The 24522-nt window shown below is 42.8% G+C and carries 23 protein-coding genes and 1 pseudogene; 23 read left to right on the forward strand and 1 reads right to left on the reverse strand.

Annotated elements, in window-relative coordinates; genetic code table 11:
- Window positions 1-244 precede the first annotated feature (244 nt).
- The 22 genes and pseudogenes from hisC (at window position 245) to dapA (ending at window position 20589) form a co-directional block, all read left to right on the forward strand.
- Window positions 245-1297: a histidinol-phosphate transaminase gene (hisC, locus tag G574_RS0107485; RefSeq protein WP_029691650.1), complete on the forward strand. Its 1053-nt coding sequence runs from the start codon at window positions 245-247 to the stop codon at window positions 1295-1297.
- The gene (locus tag G574_RS0107490) at window positions 1294-2268 is read left to right on the forward strand and encodes an ATP phosphoribosyltransferase regulatory subunit (protein WP_029691651.1); all 975 of its coding nucleotides are present in this window, start codon (window positions 1294-1296) and stop codon (window positions 2266-2268) included. The genes hisC and G574_RS0107490 overlap by 4 nt, the downstream gene beginning before the upstream one ends.
- Complete coding sequence (gene hisG, locus G574_RS0107495) at window positions 2269-2916, forward strand: ATP phosphoribosyltransferase (protein ID WP_029691652.1); 648 nt, start codon at window positions 2269-2271, stop codon at window positions 2914-2916. It begins immediately after the preceding gene.
- Window positions 2913-4196, forward strand: coding sequence for a histidinol dehydrogenase (gene hisD, locus G574_RS0107500; RefSeq protein WP_029691653.1), 1284 nt, complete (start codon window positions 2913-2915; stop codon window positions 4194-4196). Before hisG ends, hisD begins: the two co-directional genes overlap by 4 nt.
- Window positions 4183-4830 carry a phosphoserine phosphatase SerB gene (serB, locus tag G574_RS0107505; protein ID WP_029691654.1) on the forward strand — a complete coding sequence of 216 codons (648 nt, stop codon included), beginning with the start codon at window positions 4183-4185 and terminating at the stop codon, window positions 4828-4830. The genes hisD and serB overlap by 14 nt, the downstream gene beginning before the upstream one ends.
- A gap of 71 nt (window positions 4831-4901) precedes the next feature.
- Entirely contained in the window at window positions 4902-5486 is a 585-nt protein-coding gene (hisB, locus tag G574_RS0107510; protein WP_029691655.1) for an imidazoleglycerol-phosphate dehydratase HisB, read from the forward strand.
- 1 nt (window position 5487) lies between these two features.
- Complete coding sequence (gene hisH / locus G574_RS0107515; protein ID WP_029691656.1) at window positions 5488-6096, forward strand: imidazole glycerol phosphate synthase subunit HisH; 609 nt, start codon at window positions 5488-5490, stop codon at window positions 6094-6096.
- Between the two features lie 11 nt (window positions 6097-6107).
- Window positions 6108-6827 carry a 1-(5-phosphoribosyl)-5-[(5-phosphoribosylamino)methylideneamino]imidazole-4-carboxamide isomerase gene (hisA, locus tag G574_RS0107520; protein WP_029691657.1) on the forward strand — a complete coding sequence of 240 codons (720 nt, stop codon included), beginning with the start codon at window positions 6108-6110 and terminating at the stop codon, window positions 6825-6827.
- Window positions 6828-6829: 2 nt separating this feature from the next.
- A complete protein-coding gene (hisF, locus tag G574_RS0107525) occupies window positions 6830-7594 on the forward strand; it encodes an imidazole glycerol phosphate synthase subunit HisF (RefSeq protein WP_029691658.1) in 765 nt (254 codons plus the stop codon).
- Window positions 7587-7901, forward strand: coding sequence for a phosphoribosyl-AMP cyclohydrolase (gene hisI / locus G574_RS0107530; RefSeq protein ID WP_029691659.1), 315 nt, complete (start codon window positions 7587-7589; stop codon window positions 7899-7901). The genes hisF and hisI overlap by 8 nt, the downstream gene beginning before the upstream one ends.
- 14 nt (window positions 7902-7915) lie before the next feature.
- Complete coding sequence (hisE, locus tag G574_RS0107535; protein ID WP_029691660.1) at window positions 7916-8230, forward strand: phosphoribosyl-ATP diphosphatase; 315 nt, start codon at window positions 7916-7918, stop codon at window positions 8228-8230.
- A gap of 246 nt (window positions 8231-8476) precedes the next feature.
- Complete coding sequence (locus G574_RS0107540) at window positions 8477-9406, forward strand: peptidase U32 family protein (protein WP_029691661.1); 930 nt, start codon at window positions 8477-8479, stop codon at window positions 9404-9406.
- Between the two features lie 251 nt (window positions 9407-9657).
- Entirely contained in the window at window positions 9658-10944 is a 1287-nt protein-coding gene (locus tag G574_RS0107545; protein ID WP_029691662.1) for a peptidase U32 family protein, read from the forward strand.
- Window positions 10945-11119: 175 nt separating this feature from the next.
- Window positions 11120-11631: pseudogene (locus G574_RS11355) on the forward strand (cyclase family protein).
- 132 nt (window positions 11632-11763) lie between these two features.
- The gene (locus G574_RS0107555; RefSeq protein WP_029691663.1) at window positions 11764-13434 is read left to right on the forward strand and encodes a formate--tetrahydrofolate ligase; all 1671 of its coding nucleotides are present in this window, start codon (window positions 11764-11766) and stop codon (window positions 13432-13434) included.
- A gap of 117 nt (window positions 13435-13551) precedes the next feature.
- A complete protein-coding gene (locus G574_RS0107560; RefSeq protein ID WP_029691664.1) occupies window positions 13552-14097 on the forward strand; it encodes a GNAT family N-acetyltransferase in 546 nt (181 codons plus the stop codon).
- A 68-nt stretch (window positions 14098-14165) separates the two neighbouring features.
- Window positions 14166-14651: a GNAT family N-acetyltransferase gene (locus G574_RS0107565; RefSeq protein ID WP_029691665.1), complete on the forward strand. Its 486-nt coding sequence runs from the start codon at window positions 14166-14168 to the stop codon at window positions 14649-14651.
- Between the two features lie 13 nt (window positions 14652-14664).
- Window positions 14665-14949 carry a DUF1905 domain-containing protein gene (locus tag G574_RS0107570; RefSeq protein WP_029691666.1) on the forward strand — a complete coding sequence of 95 codons (285 nt, stop codon included), beginning with the start codon at window positions 14665-14667 and terminating at the stop codon, window positions 14947-14949.
- A gap of 169 nt (window positions 14950-15118) precedes the next feature.
- Complete coding sequence (gene cls, locus G574_RS0107575; RefSeq protein ID WP_084677588.1) at window positions 15119-16657, forward strand: cardiolipin synthase; 1539 nt, start codon at window positions 15119-15121, stop codon at window positions 16655-16657.
- Between the two features lie 68 nt (window positions 16658-16725).
- Window positions 16726-18297: a cardiolipin synthase gene (gene cls, locus G574_RS0107580; protein ID WP_029691668.1), complete on the forward strand. Its 1572-nt coding sequence runs from the start codon at window positions 16726-16728 to the stop codon at window positions 18295-18297.
- Window positions 18298-18570: 273 nt separating this feature from the next.
- A complete protein-coding gene (locus G574_RS0107590) occupies window positions 18571-19647 on the forward strand; it encodes an aspartate-semialdehyde dehydrogenase (RefSeq protein WP_029691669.1) in 1077 nt (358 codons plus the stop codon).
- A gap of 12 nt (window positions 19648-19659) precedes the next feature.
- Window positions 19660-20589 (forward strand): 4-hydroxy-tetrahydrodipicolinate synthase, encoded by a 930-nt coding sequence (gene dapA / locus G574_RS0107595; protein ID WP_029691670.1) that lies wholly within the window; start codon window positions 19660-19662, stop codon window positions 20587-20589.
- Window positions 20590-20811: 222 nt separating this feature from the next.
- Here dapA and G574_RS0107600 read toward each other — a convergent pair whose 3' ends face one another.
- Window positions 20812-21801 (reverse strand): L-lactate dehydrogenase, encoded by a 990-nt coding sequence (locus G574_RS0107600; protein ID WP_029691671.1) that lies wholly within the window; start codon window positions 21799-21801, stop codon window positions 20812-20814.
- A gap of 253 nt (window positions 21802-22054) precedes the next feature.
- Here G574_RS0107600 and gyrA point away from each other — a divergent pair, with 253 nt between their 5' ends.
- Complete coding sequence (gene gyrA, locus G574_RS0107605) at window positions 22055-24517, forward strand: DNA gyrase subunit A (RefSeq protein WP_029691672.1); 2463 nt, start codon at window positions 22055-22057, stop codon at window positions 24515-24517.
- Window positions 24518-24522 lie beyond the last annotated feature (5 nt).

Raw genomic sequence — 24522 nt, forward strand, 5'->3', positions numbered from 1 at the left:
AGACTATTTTCAGAGAGTATCTAGTTGCTGAGAGGATACATCGGTTTGGGCACACATTCTTGAGTGCAATTGCCAACGGTTTTGAACCTAGTAGTGATTGACGTCTGTCTACGTTACGGACTGAAGTCTTTGACTTCCTGAGGGATATATGGCGACGTATGTCTAAATGAAGGTGGAACCACGTGTAAGCGTCCTGAAACAAGGACCTTGTGCGTGGTTTTTTTATCGTTTGAGAGGTGATGACATGGAAATAAAAGGGCTTAGAAAAATTACGCCTTATGTAGCTGGAGCGCAACCACAGGTGGCCAATATGATTAAACTCAATACCAATGAGAATGCCTATGGACCAAGTCCAGCGGTAATTGCGGCTTTGGCTGATTTTGATGCGACAAACCTACGTCGCTATTCAAGTCTGGACCAAGTGGGACTACGTCAGGCTTTGGCGGAGCAACACGGTTTGGAGGCAGACCAATTTGTCATTGGCAATGGTTCAGATGACATCTTATCTATGGCTTTTCTGTCCTTCTTTAAAACGGAGCAACCGATTTTATTCCCCGATTTGACCTATGGCTTTTACAAGGTCTGGGCTGATTTGTATCAGCTTCCTTTTGAAGAAATAGCTTTGGCGGAGGATTTTAGCTGGCGGGTGGCGGATTACCAGAGAGAATGTGGCGGTGTGATTTTGACCAATCCCAATGCTCCGACGGGGCGTTTCCAGTCTCTGGACGATATTGAGGAAGTTCTGAAGGCTAATCCGCAGGTCGTTGTCATCGTTGATGAGGCATATGTCAATTTCGGCGGGCAGACAGCTGTTCCGCTTTTGGATAAATACCCCAATCTCTTCATTACACGGACCTTCTCCAAGGATGCATCACTAGCGGGTTTGCGCGTCGGATACGGTATAGGTTCCAAGGAGCTGATTGGTGTCATTCAAGCGGTGCGCAATGCTATCAATCCTTATAATGTGGATGACATCTCTGAAGCTTTGGTATTGGCTGCAGTCAAGGATTGGGCCTATTACGAAGAAACCTGCCGGAAGATTATGGTAACGCGCGATTGGTTTGGGGAAGAATTAACCAGACTTGGCTTTGACGTTTTGCCGTCAGCAACCAATTTCCTCCTAGTGCGACCAGCTCATGTCAGTGCGGGAGAACTGTTCAGGCAATTGGAAGAGCAGCAGATTTATGTCCGGTATTTTTCAAAACAAGAACGTATAAAGGATAGACTGCGCATCTCTATCGGTACACAAGAAGAGATGGAGCGGGTCTTAGCAAGGATAAAGGAAGGGTGCCTATGAACAATCGAACATTGCCACAAGGATTGTACGACAAGCTTTTCAAACGCGCTCGTGCCACCTATGAAATTGAGCGGACGGTCAGCGACCTCTTGATAGAGTGCGGTTTTCACCGAATTGAAACGCCGACCTTGGAGCATTTTGAAGTCTTTTCAGATACGATTGATACCAATAATTACCAGCTCTTTGATAAGAGAGGCCATCTTCTGAGCTTGCGGCCGGATATTACTAGCCAAGTAGCACGTGTCATTTCATCAACTCGGGTGCAAACACCTATTAAATTTTCTTATTCGGGCAAGGTCTATCGTAGTCAAGAAGCCATGCGGGGCTTGGAAAATGAACGCACTCAAGCCGGGATTGAAATCATTGGTTATCCTGTGCAGGAGGCCTATGCTGAAGCTATTTCCAGTGCCAAGAAAGCCTTGGAACGTTCGGGTTTGAAAGACTGCACATTTGAGTTTTCACACGCAGCCATCCTCAAGACGATTTTTCAGCAATTGGAGTTGACATCGGAGGTTGCGGATGATTTGTCGCTCCATATTCGGGATAAAAATATTACAAAGCTCCAGGAATTTACCAAGCAACACCCGAGTGAATTTGATGGTTTCATCAGTCGCCTACCGTACTTGTTTGGAGAGGCAGAAGTCGTTTTGGCAGAGGCCCGGCAGGTATCACAGAACGCACAATTATTGCAGGTTTTTGATCAATTAGAAGCATTTATCGCAATGGCAGAAACTGAGTTGGGACCTGTCACGGTGGATTTGGCACAACTTCCGACGGTCCCTTACTATACAGGCATGATGTTTAAGGTTTTTGACCAGCAATTGCCGGACGCCTTTTTATCAGGTGGACGGTATGACAAGCTCTTTGAGCGGTTTGGAGCCGAGGAGCTGACGGCTATCGGTTGGGCCTTGGAAATTGATGCCATTTATCAAGCCATTCGACAAGATTTAGACTATCAAGGAGGGAAGTAAATGGGTGATCAGATTACCATTGCCTTGACCAAGGGGCGGATTGAGAAGGAAACCATGGCTCTTCTGGAAAAGTCAGGCTTTGATATGTCTTTCATGGCAGATAAGGGGCGGAATTTGATTTTTAAAAGTCCTGATGGGCAGTTTCGCTTTTTACTGGTCAAGGCACCGGATGTAACAACCTATGTTCGCCACGGGGTGGCAGATGTGGGCGTTGTCGGCAAGGATGTCTTGATTGAGCATCCGGCTGGATTTTTAGAAATGCTGGATTTGAACTTTGGCTTGTGTAAATTCTCAGTTGCCTCTGTTCCGACTTACAATCCTAGCGACCACAAGCGGAAACGGATTGCAACCAAGTATCCAACAGTTGCTATGGAACATTTTAAGCAAAAGGGCGAGGATGTCGAGATTATTTCTATTCAAGGTAGTGTGGAAATTGCTCCTGTTCTGGGGCTGGCCGATGCCATTGTCGATATTGTGGAGACAGGAAATACCTTGGTAGCCAATGGTTTAGTGGTCTTTGAAGATATTTGTCGGATTTCCTCGCGTTTGATTGTCAATAAAGCCAGCATCAAGAATAAGCCTCAAGTGCTATCATTTATCAAGAAATTAGAAGACATTGTCGGAAATGAGGAGGTACCTTTTAGATGAAACGCTTAAGTGGAACAAGTCAAGACATTGCGGCCTTGCTCTATCAAGAACAAGTAGCGCTGAATGCAGAAACGGTCTCCGTAGAAGAGACCGTCAAGGAAATCATGGCACGGGTCGCTCGTGAAGGAGATGCAGCTCTGAAAGCCTACAATCTCCAGTTTGACGGGATCGAGCTCGATGACTTAGAAGTCAGTCAAGCGCAAATAGATGCAGCTTTTGAGCAGATTGAACCAGACATTCTCTCAGCCTTAGAAGGTGCCAAAGCCAATATCGCTTCCTACCACCAGCAACAGGTGGAAGAGGGTTTTGAGGACCAACCGTCTGAAGGCGTCCTTCGTGGGCAACTCATTCGTCCCCTAGAGCGAGTGGGCGTCTATGTTCCGGGAGGAACAGCCGCCTATCCTTCTTCTGTCTTGATGAATGTCATCCCTGCAAAAATTGCTGGTGTGGAGGAAATCATCATGATTACCCCGCCACAGGAGACTTACAATCCAGCGATTTTGGTGGCGGCAAGATTGGCTGGAGTGGATAAGATTTATCAGGTTGGCGGAGCCCACGGGATTGCGGCGCTAGCTTATGGAACGCAGACCATTCCCAAGGTGGATAAAATTACCGGGCCGGGCAATATTTATGTCGCAACGGCCAAGAAATTGGTCTATGGCTTGGTTGGAATTGATATGATTGCCGGTCCATCTGAGATTGGTGTTATCGCAGACGAGACGGCAAATCCTGTTTTTGTAGCGGCGGATTTGTTATCACAGGCGGAACACGATCGCTTGGCGCGTGCGATTTTGGTAACCAATTCGGAAGTCTTGGCTGAGCAAGTCGAGCTAGAAATCGAGCGGCAATTGCAGACCTTGCCGCGTGAGGAAATTGCGCGGGCATCCATTGAACAGAACGGACGCATTATCGTGACAGACACGGTAGAAGCCATGTTTGACTTGATGAATTTGGTGGCGCCTGAACATTTGGAAATTGCTATGGAAGATGCCTATGATTATCTTTCCTTGGTCAAGCATGCGGGGTCGATTTTCTTGGGTCATTATACCAGTGAGCCGATTGGGGATTATTATGCAGGGACCAATCATGTTCTGCCAACTTCAGGCACCAGCCGTTTTTATTCGGCACTGGGTGTCCATGATTTTATCAAACGAATACAATACACACAATATAGTAAGAAAGCCGTGCAAGAGGCTAGTCAGGCCATTACGAATTTGGCCTATTCAGAAGGATTGGCTGCTCATGCACGGGCCATTGAGGTGAGAAATGAAGGAAGTTAAGGGATTATTGGTCATGGATGTGGACAGCACCTTGATCATGGAAGAAGGCATTGACCTGTTGGGCGAAGAAGCTGGTCTCGGTCAGCGAGTTGCGGACATTACCGAGCGCGCCATGCGGGGGGAATTGGATTTTGAAGAAGCCTTGCGTGAACGCGTTGGCTTGCTGGCGGGCTTGCCCGAAACGGTTTTGGATCGCATTTTAGGGCACATTCATTTCACACCGGGAGCAGAAGAACTGGTAGCAGAGCTCCACAAGCGTGGCTATAAGGTAGCCGTTGTGTCGGGTGGTTTTCATCAGACGGTCAATGTATTGGCGGAACGGCTCAATTTGGACTATGTTAAGGCCAATACTCTAGAAATTGTCAACGGAGTTTTGACAGGACGCGTGACCGGTGACATTGTGACTAAGGATGTCAAGGAAACCATGCTCAGAACTTGGGCGGCGGAAAATGGTCTCGATATGCAAGATACGATTGCAGTGGGCGATGGTGCCAACGATTTGCCAATGATTCAGGCGGCGGGTATCGGCATCGCCTTCTGTGCCAAACCTATTGTGCAGGAACAAACCCCTTATCAAATCAATGAGAAAAATTTGTATCAGGTGATTGAGATTTTGGATAGAGTGAAGAATTAAGCAACGGTATTCACACGTCAGGTACCGATCTGCGAATACAGCTTCTAATATAGTAAAGAAAGAAGAACATCATGAGAACAGCAAGCATTGAACGCAATACCTCTGAAACAAAAATCAAGCTGACAGTTAATTTGGATGTGCAGGATCCGGTTGAAATTGCGACGGGTGTGGGCTTTTTTGACCACATGTTGACCCTTTTTGCCCGCCATAGTCGCATGTCTCTAGTTGTCCATGTAGACGGTGATACTTGGGTGGACAGCCATCATACGGTTGAGGATGTCGGGATTGTTCTTGGACAAGCCATCAAGGAAGCTCTGGGCGACAAGGTCGGTATCAATCGTTACGGGACTTCTTTTGTGCCTATGGATGAAACGCTTGGCATGTCCAGTCTGGACTTGTCTGGACGCTCTTATTTGGTCTTTGATGCCACCTTTGACAATCCCAAATTAGGCGATTTTGATACGGAATTGGTTGAAGAATTCTTCCAAGCCTTGGCTTTCAACCTGCAGATGAACCTGCATTTGAAGATTTTACACGGGAAAAATAGTCATCATAAGGCTGAAAGTCTCTTCAAGGCAACAGGTCGAGCTCTTCGCGAAGCCATTAACATCAACCCTGACATTAAGGGTGTCAATTCAACAAAAGGACTCTTGTAGTATGATACGAGTGATTGATTACGATGCGGGAAATACAGCTAATGTTCTGCGGGCCTTGGAAAAAATCGGTGTAGCTGCGGAATTGACGGCGGATCCTGAGAAAATTTTGTCGGCTACAGGTTTGATTTTACCAGGAGTCGGTGCCTTTCCGTCGGCTATGGCTGAATTGGAGAAACGCCAACTGCTACCAGCTATTCAGACAGTTGTGGCCGCTGGCAAGCCTTTTTTGGGCATTTGTTTAGGTATGCAGTTGCTCTTGGACCAAGGTTTGGAACACCAGCCGACCAAGGGTTTGGGTCTCATTCCCGGTGTTTGCCGTCCTATTCCAGCTAAAGACGACTATCCTGTGCCCCACATGGGCTGGAATCAGTTGGAAGTCAAGCAGAAAAACTCACTGACAGATGGACTTGATGATCAGTCGGTTTACTTTGTTCACAGTTATTTTACCGAAGTAGAGCCTGAATATATCGACGCGACAGCAGATTATAGCAGGGAAATTCCGGCCATGATTTCAAAAGGAAATATCCTTGGGGCACAGTTTCACCCTGAAAAATCAGGTCAAGTTGGGCTAGGCATTTTGACAAAGTTTGCGGCATTATGTCAGAAATAGTGAGGGAAGATATGCAGATTTATCCAGCGATTGATATTCGAGATGGGAAGGCAGTGCGCCTGTTTAAGGGAGATTTTAATCAGGAGACCGTTGTTAACCCAGATGTATTAGACCAAGCCAAAACATTTGCGGCTGCGGGAATTGATTTTATTCACGTGGTGGATTTGGACGGTGCTTTAGAGGGACGTGCGACCAATAGGGATTTGATTGCCAGTTTGAAAAGTAAGACCGGTCTCCGTATTCAAGTGGGGGGCGGCATTCGCACCTTGGACCAGATCGCGGACTATCTGGATGCGGGCATTGACCGTGTCATTATTGGGTCTATGGCTGTTAAAGATCCAGATTTTGTCAAGGAAGCCTTGGAGCGTTTTGGAAGTCAGGCCATTGTCGTGGGCATCGATGCCAAAAATGGCTTTGTCGCAACAGAAGGCTGGCTAGAAACCAGTCAAGTAGACTATCTGAGCTTGGCCAAGGAGATGAAAAAAATTGGTGTGCGTCTCTTTGTTTACACTGATGTGGACCGCGACGGTACCCTGACAGGTCCTAATTTTGACCATTATAGAAAATTGAAGGCGACCTTGACAGAGGCAGAGGTCATTGCCTCTGGTGGTATCCATACCGTGAGCGACTTGGTGGAGCTGGCGCAAATCGGGGTGGCCGGTACCATTGTCGGCAAGGCTTATTACAGCGGCAAGGTCAGCTTGGACGAATTGCAGCAATTTGGAGGTTGAACATGTTAGCAAAACGCATTATTCCCTGTCTGGACGTCAAGAACGGTCGGGTGGTCAAGGGAGTTAATTTTGTCAACTTGACGGATGTGGGCGACCCTGTGGACACAGCCACAGCCTACTACGAGGCAGGCTGTGATGAATTGGTTTTTCTTGATATTACGGCGACGCATGAAGAACGTGAAACGACTGTGGACATGGTGCGGCGCGTGGCAGACCAAGTTTTTATTCCTTTTACCGTTGGTGGGGGCGTTCGTTCCGTCGATGATATGAACAAGATGCTCAAGGCAGGAGCTGACAAGGTGTCAGTCAATTCATCGGCTGTGGCCAATCCATCCTTGATCAAAGAATGTGCTGAAAAATTCGGCAGTCAATGCGTTGTTGTCGCTATTGATGCGCGCAAAGAGTCAGATGGGACTTGGCATGTCTACGTGGCTGGCGGTCGCAAGGATACCGGTCTGGATTTACTGGATTGGGCTAAGAAGGTCGTCGAGCTCGGTGCTGGCGAAATCCTTTTGACCAGCATGGACAAGGACGGGACTAAATCAGGTTTTGATGTGGACATGCTCAATGCTGTGGCGAGTGTGGTGACGGTTCCGATTATTGCATCGGGTGGTGCTGGAAATACGGACCATATCCTTGAGGTATTTGAACAAACACCGGCAATGGGGGCCCTGGCAGCATCCATCTTTCATTATGGTCAAGTCAGCATTGCAGAAACCAAATCAGTTATGCGCCAGAATGGAATTGAGGTGCGATTAAATGATTAGTATTGATTTTGACAAGCAAGACGGATTAGTGCCTGTGATTGTCACTGACCATGAGACAGGTCTGGTCTTGATGCTGGCTTATATGAATGAAGAATCCTATCAAAAGACCTTAGAAACCAAGCAGATGCATTACTGGAGCCGGTCGCGTCAGGAATTGTGGCACAAGGGTGCAACCAGTGGGCATTTTCAGACGGTTAAATCTATCAAAACAGATTGTGACCGCGACACCCTGCTCATTTCCGTCGAGCAAGTAGGGGCTGCCTGTCATACGGGCGCCTATAGTTGCTTTTTTGAAAACATACTCTAAGAAAGGAACAGGATATGCTAGAAACCTTGTATCATGAGGCCCTTGACCGCAAGCGCAATCCAAAAGAAGGGTCCTATACTAACTACTTGTATGGCAAAGGCTTGGATAAAATTCTCAAGAAAGTTGGGGAAGAGGCAACAGAAGTCGTGATTGCAGCCAAAAATGCCGACAAGAAAGAAATTGCTAATGAAACAGCTGATTTGCTCTATCATCTGGCTGTTCTCTTGGTAGAAACAGGCGTGAGCTTAGAAAAAATCGAAGATATTCTACAGGACCGCCAAGGAAAAGTCAGTAAAACCAGCGACCGCAGAAAAATTAGTGACTATTAAAAAAATTGTCGTGATTAGATAAAATAGAGAAGATAGTTAAAAAACTTGTTCATCTTGTTTTTTAGCCAGGCTTATAACACTTTATTCAGCAAACACCTGGTAAAAGTAGCTCAGGTGTTTTCCATGTCTCAGGCCTAATTTCTATAAAAAAATTTGGGGACAAGTAAACTAAAAAATCAAAAAATCCAGCCATTAAACCACAATTTCCTCTTAACCTATTTTATATTTTTTGTTATAATTAACTTTATGAAGAAAATCACAATCACAGCTACAGCTGAAAGTATCGAACAGGTTAAGGATTTACTAGCTATCGGTGTCGATCGCATCTATGTTGGTGAAGCCGACTATGGGTTGAGACTTCCCAAAACATTTACCTATGATGAGCTTAGAGAAATTGCAGCCTTGGTACACGAAGCGGGAAAAGAACTCACCGTTGCAGCCAATGCTCTCATGCACCAAGATATGATGGACAATATCATGCCTTTTATGGCATTGATGAAAGAAATCAAGGTCGATTATCTGGTCGTTGGAGATGCGGGAGTCTTTTACATCAATAAGCGCGATGGCTATAACTTCAAGCTTATTTATGACACATCCGTTTTTGTGACATCTAGCCGTCAGATTAATTTCTGGAAGGATCACGGAGCAGTTGAAGCCGTCTTAGCACGAGAAATTCCGGCTGAAGAGTTGGCTGACATTGCCAAAAATCTGGAAATTCCGGCTGAAATTTTAGTTTATGGTGCCTCTGTCATCCATCATTCCAAACGGACCTTGCTCCAAAATTACTATAACTTCATCAAAGCGGATGAGACGGATTTGTCCAAAGAACGCGGCCTCTTTTTGGCTGAACCAAGTGATCCTGATAGTCATTATTCGATTTTTGAAGATAAGCATGGAACACATATTTTCATCAATAATGATATCAACATGATGACAAAACTCTCTGAGCTTGTTGACTTCGGTTACCATCATTGGAAACTGGATGGTATTTTCTGCCCAGGAGACGGTTTTCTTGAGATCGCCCGCTGCTTCGTTGAAGCAAGACAATTACTTGAAAAGGATGAACTAAGTTTTGAAATGGCTAATCGTTTAGACGAACGCATCCGTCAATATCATCCTGCAGAGCGCGGATTGGACACCGGTTTCTATGAATTTGATCGTAACACTGTTAAATAAGAGAATACCTCATCAGTAATCCTAAGCCTAAATTGAAAACCGTCGCCAATTATTAAACGTTATCTTAATTCTATCCTGATAAATGACTTAGTGTCGGCTCCTAAAGGAACTCGTCACCAAACGGAAAGTGCCATTGAACCTTTCCTTGTCAGTTACACTAGACAGCTAGGGCAAAACGATACTTTTTGACCTAGCATCGCACACTTTAACTCAAATCATATCTATATTGCAAATAGAGGAGATTTTACATTATGTCAAAAATATTAAAGCGTCCTGAGGTTTTGTCGCCTGCGGGGACTTTGGAGAAATTGAAGGTTGCCATTGATTATGGTGCCGATGCTGTCTTTGTTGGTGGTCAAGCCTATGGTCTTCGAAGCAGGGCAGGCAACTTCACGATGGAGGAGATTCGCGAAGGGATCGGGTATGCCCATGCTCGTGGCGCAAAAGTCTATGTCGCGGCTAACATGGTGACTCACGAAGGAAATGAAGAAGGGGCAGGAGCTTGGTTCCGAGAACTTCGCGACATGGGTCTGGATGCGGTCATTGTATCGGATCCAGCACTCATTGTCATTTGTGCGACGGAAGCTCCAGGTCTTGAAATCCATTTATCCACTCAAGCATCCTCAACCAACTACGAAACCTTCGAATTTTGGAAAGAGCTTGGTTTGACCCGCATCGTCTTGGCCCGAGAAGTGACCATGGCAGAGTTAGCTGAAATTCGCAAACGAACATCCGTTGAAATTGAAGCCTTCGTTCATGGGGCTATGTGTATTTCTTACTCCGGACGTTGCGTCCTGTCCAACCACATGAGCCACCGTGATGCGAATCGTGGCGGCTGTTCCCAATCTTGTCGCTGGAAATATGATCTTTATGACCTCCCGTTTGGCGAAGAGCGTCGTTCCATCAAAGGTCAGATACCAGAGCCTTTTTCAATGTCTGCAGTTGACATGTGTATGATTGAGCACATTCCAGATATGATTGAAAATGGTGTTGACAGTTTAAAAATTGAAGGCCGCATGAAGTCAGTCCACTATGTCTCAACTGTCACCAATTGCTATAAGACTGCGGTTGATGCTTATCTAAAAAGCCCTGAGACATTTGAAGCCATCAAACAAGACCTGATTGATGAGCTATGGAAAGTGGCCCAACGAGAATTGGCAACTGGTTTCTATTACCAAGCTCCGACTGAAAATGAACAACTTTTTGGTGCCAGACGAAAGATTCCAAAATATAAATTTATTGCAGAAGTGGTTGGTTTTGACAAGGATAGTATGACCGCAACTATTCGACAACGCAATGTCATCAACGATGGAGATGTTGTTGAAATTTATGGACCAGGGTTTCGTCATTTTGAAACAACGATCCAGAATCTACGTGACGGGGATGGTCTTCCACTTGATCGTGCCAATCGTCCAATGGATTTATTGACCATTACAGTACCCCAAGAAGTCTATCCTGGAGATATGATTAGATCATGCCAATCAGGGCTTATCAATCTTTATAAGGAAGATGGGCGGTCAGTCACTGTGCGTGCATAAGTTGGTAGCAAAAGAAATGAAAACTCCTGTTTCTAACAGCATGCTTAAAAAGTCAGTCTTACAGTCTCTACTTATAACTCTGTATTAAAAAATGGTATAGTGCAAAAAGAGGACCCGTTCCTCTTTTTGAGATCTTGTCGTGATACAATAAGAAAAAAGAAAGTGAGCTAATGTTATGACAGATTTACTAAGCATTTACCAAAGTCTTAAGAAAAAAACATGGGTTGATCTTAGCCATCAAATTGATGAAAAAGCCCCCATTATCCAGCCTTTCCTGCCTTAGAAAAGAAGATACTCTTTACACATGCTGACGTTGACGGTTTCTTTGCCCAGCAATCTGACTGGTCAAAGCGATGGCTCAACCAAGATGCCATTCGCAATTTGGATGATCAAGGCATTCAAAGAACACCGGGATGGAGTCATGATGCCTTAGTTTATTTGATTGAAGAAGTTCAGGCCAAAGCAATTGGTCATGAAATACTAAATACCGATGCGGGGTTAACAGTGGCTGAATCTGGTGACAAATTACCTGAAGAATATTATCTCTTATTAAAGGATATCTATCAAATTGAAGTGCTTAACAATCTCGATCAAGTCCCTGCTAGTGGTGCTTTAATTACGATTGCCTTTCCACACTTTAGCCAAGCAGCAAGTTCTCCAGTGAGAGCTATTGCTATCTTGCCTTAAAAATCAGGGAAATTGCTTTAGATCCACTTAAAATACGTGTTAATAACGAATGTTATCGTGAAATTTACGAAAAACATGCGTTATTTTCTTTTTGTATGATAAAATATATCTATAACATAGAAGAGGTGTCTCATGAAATCTGATATTGAAATTGCTCAAAGTGTTGAACTCAAACCTATTACTGATATTGTAGAAAAAGTGGGAATTGGTTTTGATGATATAGAACTTTATGGGAAATACAAGGCAAAATTATCCTTTGATAAAATCAAAGAAGTTCAGTCAAACAAACTTGGTAAATTAATCTTGGTAACAGCTATCAATCCAACTCCAGCAGGGGAAGGAAAGTCTACTATGTCTATCGGACTTGCTGATGCTCTTAATAAAATTGGTAAACAAACCATGATAGCTTTACGTGAGCCATCTCTGGGTCCTGTTATGGGAATTAAAGGCGGAGCAGCTGGTGGCGGTTATGCCCAAGTGCTTCCAATGGAAGACATCAATCTTCACTTTACAGGTGATATGCATGCGATTACAACAGCTAATAATGCTTTAGCAGCACTTTTGGACAATCACCTCCAACAAGGAAATGACTTGCAAATCGATCAACGACGCATTATTTGGAAACGCGTTGTTGACCTTAACGATCGTTCTCTTCGTCAAGTGATTGTTGGTTTGGGAAGCCCATTGAATGGCGTCCCACGCGAAGATGGCTTCGACATCACTGTAGCTTCTGAAATTATGGCTATTCTTTGCTTGGCAACTGATCTAGATGATCTAAAACAGAGATTAGCCAATATTGTTGTTGCTTATGACATTAACCGTAAGCCTATTTACGTCCGCGATCTCAAAGTAGAGGGCGCCTTGACCCTTATTTTGAAGGATGCCATTAAACCTAACTTAGTCCAAACGATTTATGGCACACCAGCTCTCGTCCATGGTGGCCCTTTTGCCAATATTGCTCATGGGTGTAATTCTGTTTTGGCTACTACAACAGCCCTACGTTTAGCTGATTATACAGTAACAGAAGCTGGTTTTGGAGCTGATTTGGGTGCCGAAAAATTCCTTGATATCAAAACCCCAAATCTTCCTAAGTCACCAGATGCTGTTGTTATCGTAGCGACTCTTCGTGCCTTGAAAATGCATGGTGGTGTGGCAAAAACAGACTTGTCAGAAGAAAATGTTGACGCTGTGCGTTCAGGATTTGAAAACCTCAAACGTCACGTGGAAAATATTCGACAATATGGCATTCCAGCAGTTGTTGCTATTAATGAATTTATTTCAGATACAGAAGCTGAAATTGAAGCTCTAAAGGAACTTTGCAGTCAACTTGATGTGCCAGTTGAATTAGCTAGTGTTTGGGCCGATGGCGCTGAGGGTGGTGTAGACCTTGCTAAAACACTTGTTGAAACCATTGATAAAGGTCAAGCCAACTACCGACGTCTCTACAATGATGAGGATAGTTTAGAAGAAAAAGCTCGTAAGATTGTAACCAAGATTTATGGTGGCAAATCAGTCCATTTTGGTCCAAAAGCCAAAACTCAACTCAAGCAATTTGCTGAATTTGGCTGGGATAAATTGCCTATCTGTATGGCCAAGACGCAGTATTCTTTTTCAGATAATCCTGCTTTACTGGGGGCTCCAGATGGATTTGATGTCACTATCCGTGAATTCGTTCCCAAAACAGGGGCGGGCTTCATTGTTGCCTTAACTGGTGATGTCATGACCATGCCTGGTTTACCAAAACAACCAGCTGCACTCAACATGGACGTCACTTCAGATGGCGTAGCTGTAGGACTCTTCTAAACACCAATCCATTCACAAGCCAACCCTCATTCTTGGTTGGCTTTTTTGAGTTTTGAGCATATAATTAAAGTAAGACAACAGACAACCATGAATCAAATAATAGGCAAGGAGTAGCTGATGCCATCTTTAACAACTGAAACAGAACAACTCTTATTAAGGAGATTCGAGCATAATGATGCCCAAGCTATGTTTGAGAATTGGGCTAGTCACCCCGACAATCTGACTTATTTAACCTGGCCTGCTCATGATAATCCTGAAACCACAAAAACAGTCCTTTCACAATGGCTGAGTGATAGCGATCCCCTACACCACCACTGGGCTATCATTAATAAAACGAATCAGGTGCTCATGGGAGAGATTGCGATTGTGGACTATGACAAGGAGACACTAACCGCAGAAATTGGTTATGTTCTAGGAAAAGTTTTTTGGGGACGCGGTATCATGACTGAGGCCTTAACAGCCATTATTGCACTTTTATTTGAGAAAACTGATACTAACCGCATTCAAGCTAAGTTTGATACTGAAAATATCGCATCAGGTAGAGTCATGGCAAAATCTGGGATGTTATACGAAGGCACTTTAAGACAGTCACATAGGAACAATCGTGGTCTAGTTGATGTTGCCCTTTATGCTATTGTAAAATCTGATTATTTAGGATCCTAGATCACTTCATATGATACGCCACATAAAATAGCCATAATAAGATAAGATGTTATTAAAAAGGAGACAAGATGACCATTAGAAGTGCGCGAGTCAGTGACGCTAAAGACTTACTTGCTATATACGCACCTTACGTTGAAAAAACAGCTATTACCTTTGAATATACTGTTCCAAGCCTCAGTGATTTTGAGCACCGCATTAGCCATACACTCACAAAGTACCCCTATCTAGTTTATGAAGAAGATGCCCACATCTTAGGATACGCCTATGCTAGCACTTATAAAGCTCGCGCAGCTTATGACTGGTCTTGTGAGGTATCTATTTATGTTGCTGAAGAGGCACGTGGGCGACATATAGGTACGAAGCTTTATGATGCCTTAGAATCGCATTTACAAGCCAAAGGGATTTGTAATCTCTTAGCCTGTATCACCTATCCTAATGATCCAAGCGTTCAGTTTCATAGCCAAAGAGGCTACCAACAAGTCGCACATTTCAAAAAAATCGGGTATAAAGGCGACAAATGGCATGACATCATTTGGATGCAAAAGCGTTTGTAAAGAGGAAAACATAATGACCAAAACGTATCAATACCAATCTAAGCTCTACGCAGCCCAACAAAAAGGGGGCGCCTACACTATTTTCCCCTACAACATCCGCGAAGAATTTGGCAAAGGGCGAGTGAAAGTTCACGTTACCTTTGATGGGATACCTTACGATGGCTCTATTGTCAATATGGGGCTAAAAGACCATGATGGTAATGTTATCTATATCATCGGCATTCGTAAAGCTATTCAAGAAACTATCAGAAAGGGGATCGGAGATTCCGTTGCGATTACGGTAACGGAAAGAGATTAATCCTTCCCTTGTGATGCAGACTATCTCCCTAAAATAAATTGTATGAAAGTTTGAAAAAATGCAACACTATTTCAACTTTTTTCGTTAATTTTTTGCTATAATAGTTACCATTGATTTTGAAGAAAAGGAGGAAAAAAGCATTTACGAAACTAAAAATATAAAGACCCTTTTGGGACGGGGAAAGCGGGGAATTCTAAGGGGAATATTTAGTAGGACCACGGTTATCGCCATTCTTTTGATCTTACAGATTTTATTCTTACTGGCCTCTTACAAATGGTTCCAAACCTATAAAGTCCAATTTGAAATTTTTGAAATAGTTTTGTCACTTGTCACTGTTCTCTATTTAATCAATAGTGATATGGATTCCACAGCGGTCATTACCTGGCTATTGATCTTGGTCCCTTTTCCGATTATTGGTAGCCTCTTTTTATTCTATACCAAAACGGACTTTGGTTTTAGAGCAATGAAATCAAACATCCAGCGAGCCATTGATGCGACACAGGATTACCTCATTCAGGATACAGAAGCTGTGGCTGAATTAAAACGTCACCATTCGAGCAATTACAATCTCATTTCTTATCTTGAAAATAGTAAAGGACACTTCCCAGTTTATCGCCAAACAGATGTCCGTTATTTCACCTCTGGGGAAGAAAAGTTTGAAGCCCTAAAAGCGGAACTTCGAAAAGCTAAAAAATTCATCTTTTTAGAATATTTCATTATAGATGAAGGGCTGATGTGGGGAGAAATTTTAGCCATTTTGGAAGAAAAAGCAGCTGAAGGTGTCGAAGTACGTGTCATGTATGATGGCATGATCGAATTTACAACCTTGAGCTTTGATTACACCAAGCGCTTGGAAAGCATTGGAATAAAAGCTAAAGCCTTCGCCCCACTATCTCCTTTTATTTCAACCTATTACAATTACCGAGATCATCGGAAAATTTTGGTCATTGATGGTACAGTAGCTTTTACTGGTGGCATTAATTTAGCTGACGAATACATCAATCATGTTGAGCGTTTTGGCCATTGGAAAGATACAGCTATCATGCTAAAAGGAAGGGCAGTCGATACCTTTACTATCTTGTTTCTGCAGTTATGGAGTGCTAGTCAGGAAGAAATTCAAGTAGAGCCATATCTCGCCTTACATCAGCATCGTCCTAATAATGGCTTTATCGTTCCTTACGGCGATTCTCCTTTGGATGATGATAAAATCGGCGAAAATGTCTATATCGATATTCTGAATCAAGCGCGAGACTACGTGCACATCATGACCCCTTATCTCATTCTTGATGGAGAGTTAGCCCACGCGCTCAAATTCGCAGCACAACGTGGGGTTGAGGTCAGCATCATTATGCCAAGCATAGCTGATAAAAAATTACCATTTGCGCTTGCTCAGACTTATTACGCTTCTTTGATTCGTGCTGGCGTTAATATCTACGAATACACCCCTGGTTTTGTACATGCCAAGGTGTTTGTGAGTGACAATCAAAAAGCAGTCGTAGGCACTATTAACTTAGATTACCGTAGTCTCTACCATCACTTTGAATGTGCTACTTACATGTATCGTACATCTTGTATTCCGGATATTGAGGAGGACTTCCAAGCGACATTGAAACAATGTCGTCTCGTTTCAGAAGAGGATGTCCGTCAACGGCCAATGGTTACTAAAGTCCTTGGTACATTAGCCAGAACAGTAGCACCGTTACTTTAAAAAATAAGCCTAAAACGGCTTATTTTTTGTTATAATGGAGCAATAGCACTTAGAAATGAGAAAGAAAAATGGCAAAACGCATCCCCGTAACTCGCTTGCTCCCCAAAGGACATTCCAATGCTAGACAATTCATCTTCAGTCGTAGCATCATCATCTTATTAGCCATTATCACTGAGCTTCTCTTTTTGAGTTTAGGATTTGTCTGGTTTAATCACCTTCCTATCCGCATGATCTATGTTGAGCATATGCTAGGAGCATTTGTTGTTGTTTATCTTTTTAACAGTTCCATGGATGCCACCTCTAAAAATACATGGTTAATGTTGATTATGCTATTCCCTATTTTTGGATCTCTGTTTTTCCTATATATGAAAACAGATATTGGTGTTAGAGACCTCAAGCGTAAAGTAATACAATATACTGATGAAGCCAGCCTCCATTTAAAACAAGATCCTCGGGTCTTAGAAACCATCAAACAATCTCACCCTCACACCTATCAACTCGTTACTTACCTCAATCACAGCCCCGGTCACTTTCCGACTTATGAGGGAAGCCAAGTCACTTATTACCCGCTTGGTGATGATTTTTTCCCAACCTTTAAAGAAGCCTTGTTGCAGGCGAAATCATCCATTTTTTTAGAATACTTTATCATTGACGAAGGGGTGATGTGGGGTGAAATATTGACCATCCTTGAGCAAAAAGCTAAAGAGGGCCTCGATATTCGGGTGCTTTTTGACGGCATGATCGAACTGAGTACTTTGAGTTATGATTACACCAATCGTATGAAAGAACTTGGTATAGATGCGCGTGCCTTTGCGCCAATCAGACCTTTTTTATCAACCTATTATAATTACCGTGATCATCGTAAAATTACGGTAATTGATGGCCAAGTCGCCTTCACAGGTGGGGTTAATCTAGCAGACGAATACATCAATAAAGTCCGCCGTTTCGGACATTGGAAGGATAATGCTATCAAAATAGAAGGAGAAGCTGTTCAAACCTTTAAAGCATTGTTTTTGACTATGTGGTCAACCACAAGTGATGAAGATGATTTTGGACACTATCTCGAAGAATACCCGCAGTCCATACCTTCAAATGGGTATGTCGCTCCTTACGGTAATTCCCCGATGAATTATCACCACATTGCTGAAAATGTCTATATTGATATTTTAAATAATGCCAAAGATTACGTACACATTATGACCCCCTACCTAGTACTGGATAGCGAAATGATGCATGCCTTAACCTTTGCTGCTCGACGGGGAGTAGACGTCAAAATCATTATGCCGGGTATTCCAGATAAACCTTATGCATTCATATTAGCTGAGACCTATTTTAAAGAACTGATGGATGCAGGAGTAGCTATTTATCTCTATACCCCTGGATTTATCCATGCTAAAGTCTTTGTTAGCGACGGGATCAAAGCAACTGTCGGGACAATTAATCTGGACTACCGCAGTCTGTATCATCATTTCGAATGTGGTGTTTACATGTATCAGACAGATACGATCGCAGCAGTTGAAAAAGACTTTGACAAAACCTTAGCACAATCACGCCAAGTAACTTATCTATCGCTAAGATCGCGACCATTTTTAACAAAGTTAGCCGGCTATCTCCTAAAAACCATTGCACCTCTCTTGTAATTTATCTGTGTTTATAGTAGAATACTCTTATGCGATGAGTCGATTGTGGTTTAACCACTTTTGCGCTGGGAGGTCATTATGGCAGGAGCCGACCTTGGTAAGTTGTGTGAACCGGCTTACCTCACATCTGATGTGCCCTATCCCTTGCTTTCTAGCGGGGGATTTTTTGTTTTTCAACTTTTCTTTTTGATAGAAACATAGTATAATGGGTACTGATAAATTGTTAGAAAATTTAAAAAATCTTTTTTTACTTGTATTACAAAGGAGTTCTGTATGGGATACACTGTTGCAATCGTTGGTGCCACTGGTGCCGTTGGTACACAAATGATCAAAATGCTAGAAGAGTCTACACTGCCTATCGATCAAGTTCGCTACTTATCATCTAGCCGTTCAGCAGGAAAGGTACTAGCATTTAAGGGACAAGAAGTAACCGTAGAATTGACAACAGAAGACTCTTTTGAAGGTGTAGATATTGCACTATTTTCAGCGGGTGGTTCAACATCTGCCAAATTTGCACCTTATGCTGTCAAAGCAGGAGCTGTAGTCGTTGATAATACGTCACATTTTAGACAGCATCCAGATGTGCCTTTAGTCGTTCCTGAAGTCAATGCACACGCTCTAGAAAACCACAACGGTATTGTGTCATGTCCTAACTGTTCAACCATTCAAATGATGGTCGCTCTTGAGCCTATTCGTCAAAAGTGGGGTCTATCGCGTATTATTGTATCAACTTATCAAGCGGTGTCTGGTGCTGGACAATCTGCGATAAACGAAACGCAAGACCAATTAAAACAAGTGCTTAATGAAGGTATCAATCCGAAAGACGCAACGGCCAATATCTTACCATCAGGCGGTGATAAAAAGCACTACCCAATCGCTTTCAATGCTCTTCCACAGATCGATGTTTTCACTGATAATGATTATACTTATGAAGAGATGAAGATGACAAAAGAAACCAAGAAAATTATGGAGGATGATAACATTGCTGTTTCAGCAACCTGTGTTCGTATTCCTGTTCTTTCAGCGCATTCTGAATCTGTCTACATTGAGACCAAAGAAGTAGCACCAATTGCAGCTGTCAAAGAAGCAATAGCAGCCTTTCCGGGAGCTGTTTTAGAAGATGATCCGTCACAGCAAATCTACCCTCAAGCCGTTAACGCTGTTGGTAGTCGTGACACCTTTGTCGGTCGTATTCGTAAAGATCTCGATCAAGAAAATGGTATCCACATGTGGGTCGTCTCTGATAATCTTCTTAAAGGAGCTGCTTGGAATTCTGTACAAATCGCCGAAACCTTACATGAAAAAGGACTTGTTCGTCCAACAACTGCATTAAAATTTGAGTTAAACTAAAGGAGTAGTGCCATGTCTCTTGAACAATTACGCAATGCCAAAATGATCACAGCAATGGTGACCCCATTCAAAGCTGATGGTTCAATCAACTATGAGGCACTTCCTAAACTTGTAGAGCACCTATTAGCTCATCATACAGATGGTATCCTACTGGCAGGAACCACAGCTGAAAGCCCAACCCTGACTCACGAAGAAGAATTGGAGTTATTTGCAGCTGTCCAAAAAATTGTCAATGGTCGTGTTCCCTTGATTGCAGGTATTGGGACTAATGATACACGTGACTCCGTCGAATTTGCCAAAGAAGTTGCTGAATTTGGAGGATTTGCTGCTGGTCTTGCTATTGTCCCTTATTACAACAAACCAACTCAAGAGGGACTTTACCATCACTTCACAGCTATTGCTGATGCCAGTGAGTTACCGATTATCATTTACAACATCCCTGGTCGCGTCGTCGTAACCTTAGAGCCAGAAACCATGTTACGTCTTGCCAAACACCCTAATATCATCGGTGTTAAGGAGTGTACAAGTCTTGAAAATATTGCTTACTTAGTAGAGCAATCACCAGAAGATTTCCTTGTTTATACTGGGGAGGATGGCGAGGCATTTCATGCTTTTACACTCGGAGCTGATGGTGTCATTTCGGTAGCCTCTCACACTAATGGCGATGAAATGCATGAGATGCTAGAGGCTATTGAGCAGAACGATATCAAAAAAGCAGCACAAATTCAACGACGCTTTATTCCAAAAGTAAATGCTCTCTTTTCAGTGGCTAGTCCAGCACCAGTCAAGGCTGTCCTAAACCACAAAGGTTTTGATGTTGGGCCATTGCGCTTGCCTCTGGTAGCTTGCTCAGAAGAAGAAGCTAAAGAAATTATCAGAGTTGTCCTTAGCGAAGGCCCCTCTCAACCTGTCCAAGGTGTTTTACGACCAACTAACTACTAAGTTAATGCCACCTAAGCTTTTCTTTGACGTCAAGTCGTTACAGTAATGGTCATTATAAAAATCAAAAACGCTAAGAATTACTGTTAAGTCAGAATTCTTAGCGTTTTTGATTGTGACACATTCAGTCCATAATCATTTTAAGATTATTGTCAAAGGAAATAGCGCTATAGATAAAATGTCGTCTTAAAAAGAGACCCCGAAGAGTCTCTTTAACGAAGGCTATTAATTTTTTGAAGCTTCTTGGAATTCAGGGTTTTTCCATGCTTCATCAATGATAGCTTTAAGCTCATCTGCAGAAGCTTTCATTTTTTGTTGCTCAGCGTCATTCAATGGAATGTTGATTGGACGAACGATACCGTGTGCACCGATAACCGCTGGTTGACCGATAAAGACATCTTCAACACCTGGGTATTGACCTTCTTGGTATACTGAAAGTGGAAGTACAGCATTTTCATCATCAAGAATAGCTTTAGTAATACGTGCAAGAGCTACCGCGATACCGTAGAATGTAGCACCTTTTTTATTGATGATTGAATAAGCAGCATCACGAACACCTTCAAAGAGTTCAACAAGCTCAGCTTCGTCGACATTACGAACGTCTTTAAGGAAGTTTTCAAGGTTAACACCGGCTACGTTAGCGTGTGACCAAACAGCAAATTCAGAATCACCATGCTCACCCATGATGTAAGCGTGAACTGAACGAGCGTCAAGGTCAAGTTTTTCAGCAAGTGCTTGACGGAAACGAGCTGAGTCAAGTGATGTTCCTGAACCGATAACACGCTCTTTAGGGAAACCAGAGAATTTCCAAGTTGAATAAGTTAAAACGTCAACTGGGTTAGCAGCAACAAGGAAAATTCCGTTGAAACCTGATTCAACAACTTGAGTAACGATTGATTTGTTGATAGCAAGGTTTTTACCAACAAGGTCAAGGCGAGTTTCACCTGGTTTTTGTGGTGCACCTGCAGTGATAACGACGAGGTCAGCGTCAGCACAGTCAGAATATTGAGCTGCGTAGATTTTTTTAGGTGATGTGAAGGCAAGAGCGTGGCTAAGGTCTTCCGCGTCACCGACAGCTTTGTCGAATAATTGTGGAATTTCGATAATACCAAGTTCTTGAGCGATTCCTTGATTAACAAGTGCGAAAGCGTAAGATGATCCTACGGCACCGTCACCAACAAGGATAACTTTTTTGTGTTGTTTAGTTGCAGTCATTAGCTAAACATCTCCTTAATTTTTTTGGGGAAGTCCCATTCGCCTCTATTCTATCACTTTCAATTATTAATGTCACGTGTTTCTATAAAAATATAAGAAAATTAGTGAAAATATAAAGTAATTTAAAACATCGTTTTCTGAAAGAAAGCATGCTACACGGTTTATCTTCCCTGTTTCTATTGTCAAAGAGTTCTTTTTTGAGTGATTTTATGGTATAATCAATAGGATAAAGTCTTAAAAGAAAGAGATAAAAATGGAAGATAAAAATCTTGTTAATGTCAATCTAACTAGTGAAATGAAAACTAGCTTTATTGACTATGCCATGAGTGTTATCGTGGCTCGCGCGCTTCCAGATGTTAGAGATGGATTAAAGCCGGTACATCGTCGTATTCTTTATGGTATGAATGAGCTTGGTGTAACACCAGATAAGCCACATAAAAAGTCAGCACGTATTACCGGTGATGTTATGGGTAAATATCATCCACATGGCGATAGTTCCATTTATGATGCTATGGTTCGTATGGCTCAGTGGTGGTCGTATCGTTACATGCTTGTTGATGGCCATGGTAACTTTGGTTCGATGGATGGTGACGGTGCCGCCGCCCAACGTTATACAGAAGCACGCATGAGCAAAATGGCTCTTGAAATGCTTCGTGATATTAATAAAAATACCGTTGATTTTCAAGATAACTACGATGGTAGTGAACGTGAGCCTTTGGTATTACCAGCTCGTTTCCCAAACCTTTTGGTAAATGGTGCCACGGGTATCGCCGTTGGTATGGCTACTAATATTCCACCTCATAATCTCGGTGAGACGATTGATGCGGTTAAGTTGGTTATGGATAATCCAGAGGTAACCACAAGAGATCTTATGGAAGTGCTACCTGGACCTGATTTTCCAACAGGTGCTCTAGTTATGGGACGTTCTGGTATTCATCGTGCCTACGATACTGGTAAAGGTTCTATTGTGTTACGTTCTAAAACGAAGATCGAAGTGACTAAAACAGGCCGTGAACGCATTGTTGTCACTGAATTTCCTTATATGGTTAATAAAACCAAAGTTCATGAGCATATTGTTAAACTGGCTCAAGAGAAACGTATTGAAGGTATCACAGCTGTTCGTGATGAATCCAGCCGAGAAGGGGTTCGTTTCGTTATTGAAGTTAAACGTGATGCTTCAGCTAATGTTATCCTAAATAACCTCTTCAAAATGACTAGCCTACAAACCAATTTTAGTTTCAATATGCTAGCTATTGAAAAAGGGGTACCTAAGATTTTGACCCTGCGCCAGATCTTGGATAACTACATTGCACATCAAAAAGAGGTTATTGTTAGACGTACTGAGTTTGATAAAGCTAAAGCTGAGAGCCGCGCCCATATTTTAGAAGGTTTGTTGATTGCGCTTGACCATCTGGATGAAGTGATTGCTATTATCCGTAATAGTCAAACTGATAGTGAAGCACAAGCTGAGTTGATAGCTCGTTTTGAGCTGAGCGAACGTCAAAGTCAAGCTATCTTAGATATGCGTCTTCGTCGTTTGACAGGATTGGAACGTGATAAGATTCAATCCGAATACGATGACCTTTTGAAACTCATCGCAGATTTGGCGGATATTTTAGCAAAACCTGAACGTGTCATTGCCATCATTAAGGAAGAGTTGGATGAGGTTAAACGTAAATTTAACGATGACCGTCGCACAGAATTAATGGTCGGTGAAGTCTTATCTCTAGAAGATGAGGACTTAATTGAAGAAGAAGATGTGCTGATCACACTTTCAAACAAGGGCTACATCAAACGTCTTGCGCAAGACGAATTCCGGGCTCAAAAACGTGGCGGACGTGGTGTGCAAGGTACTGGTGTCAATGATGATGATTTCGTGAGTCAGTTGGTATCAACCAGCACCCATGATACCCTTCTGTTCTTTACCAATCTAGGTCGTGTCTATAAACTTAAGGGATACGAAATTCCAGAATATGGCCGCACAGCTAAGGGATTGCCCGTTGTCAATCTTCTCAAATTAGATGATGGTGAGTTTATTCAAACCATGATTAATGCACGTAAGGAAGATATTAAAGACCATTATTTCTTCTTTACAACCTATGCTGGGGTTGTAAAACGTGTGCCAACCTCTGAATTTGATAACATTCGCCAAAATGGCCTCAAAGCTTTGACTCTCAAAGATAAGGACCAATTGATTAATGTTTTGGTAACAACTGGTAAAGATGATATTATTATCGGGACAAGTGCTGGTTATTCCGTACGTTTCAACGAGTCTGTTGTGCGTACTATGGGCCGTACCGCAGCTGGTGTTCGTGGAGTGAAGCTTCGTGATGAAGACTATGTTGTTGGAGCTTCAACCATTACTGATGACCAAGAAGTTCTTGTTGTTACAGAAAAAGGTTATGGGAAACGGACGCCTTCTGAAGAATATCCAACAAAAGGCCGTGGTGGTAAAGGGATTAAAACAGCCAATATTACCGATAAAAACGGCGCCTTGGCAGGACTCGTTACAGTATCGGGCGACGAAGACGTCATGCTGATTACCAATAAAGGTGTGGTCATCAGAACCAATGTTTCAAATATTTCTCAAACAGGGCGTTCAACCATGGGGGTTCGTCTCATGCGACTTGAGGAAACGTCTAAGCTCGTGACTTTTGCACTAGTCGAAGCAGAGTCTCACGAGGATCTTGACCTATTAGATAATAAAGAGGAGTAACTACC

It is taken from the genome of Streptococcus hyovaginalis DSM 12219 (genome assembly GCF_000420785.1).
Classification (GTDB): domain Bacteria; phylum Bacillota; class Bacilli; order Lactobacillales; family Streptococcaceae; genus Streptococcus; species Streptococcus hyovaginalis.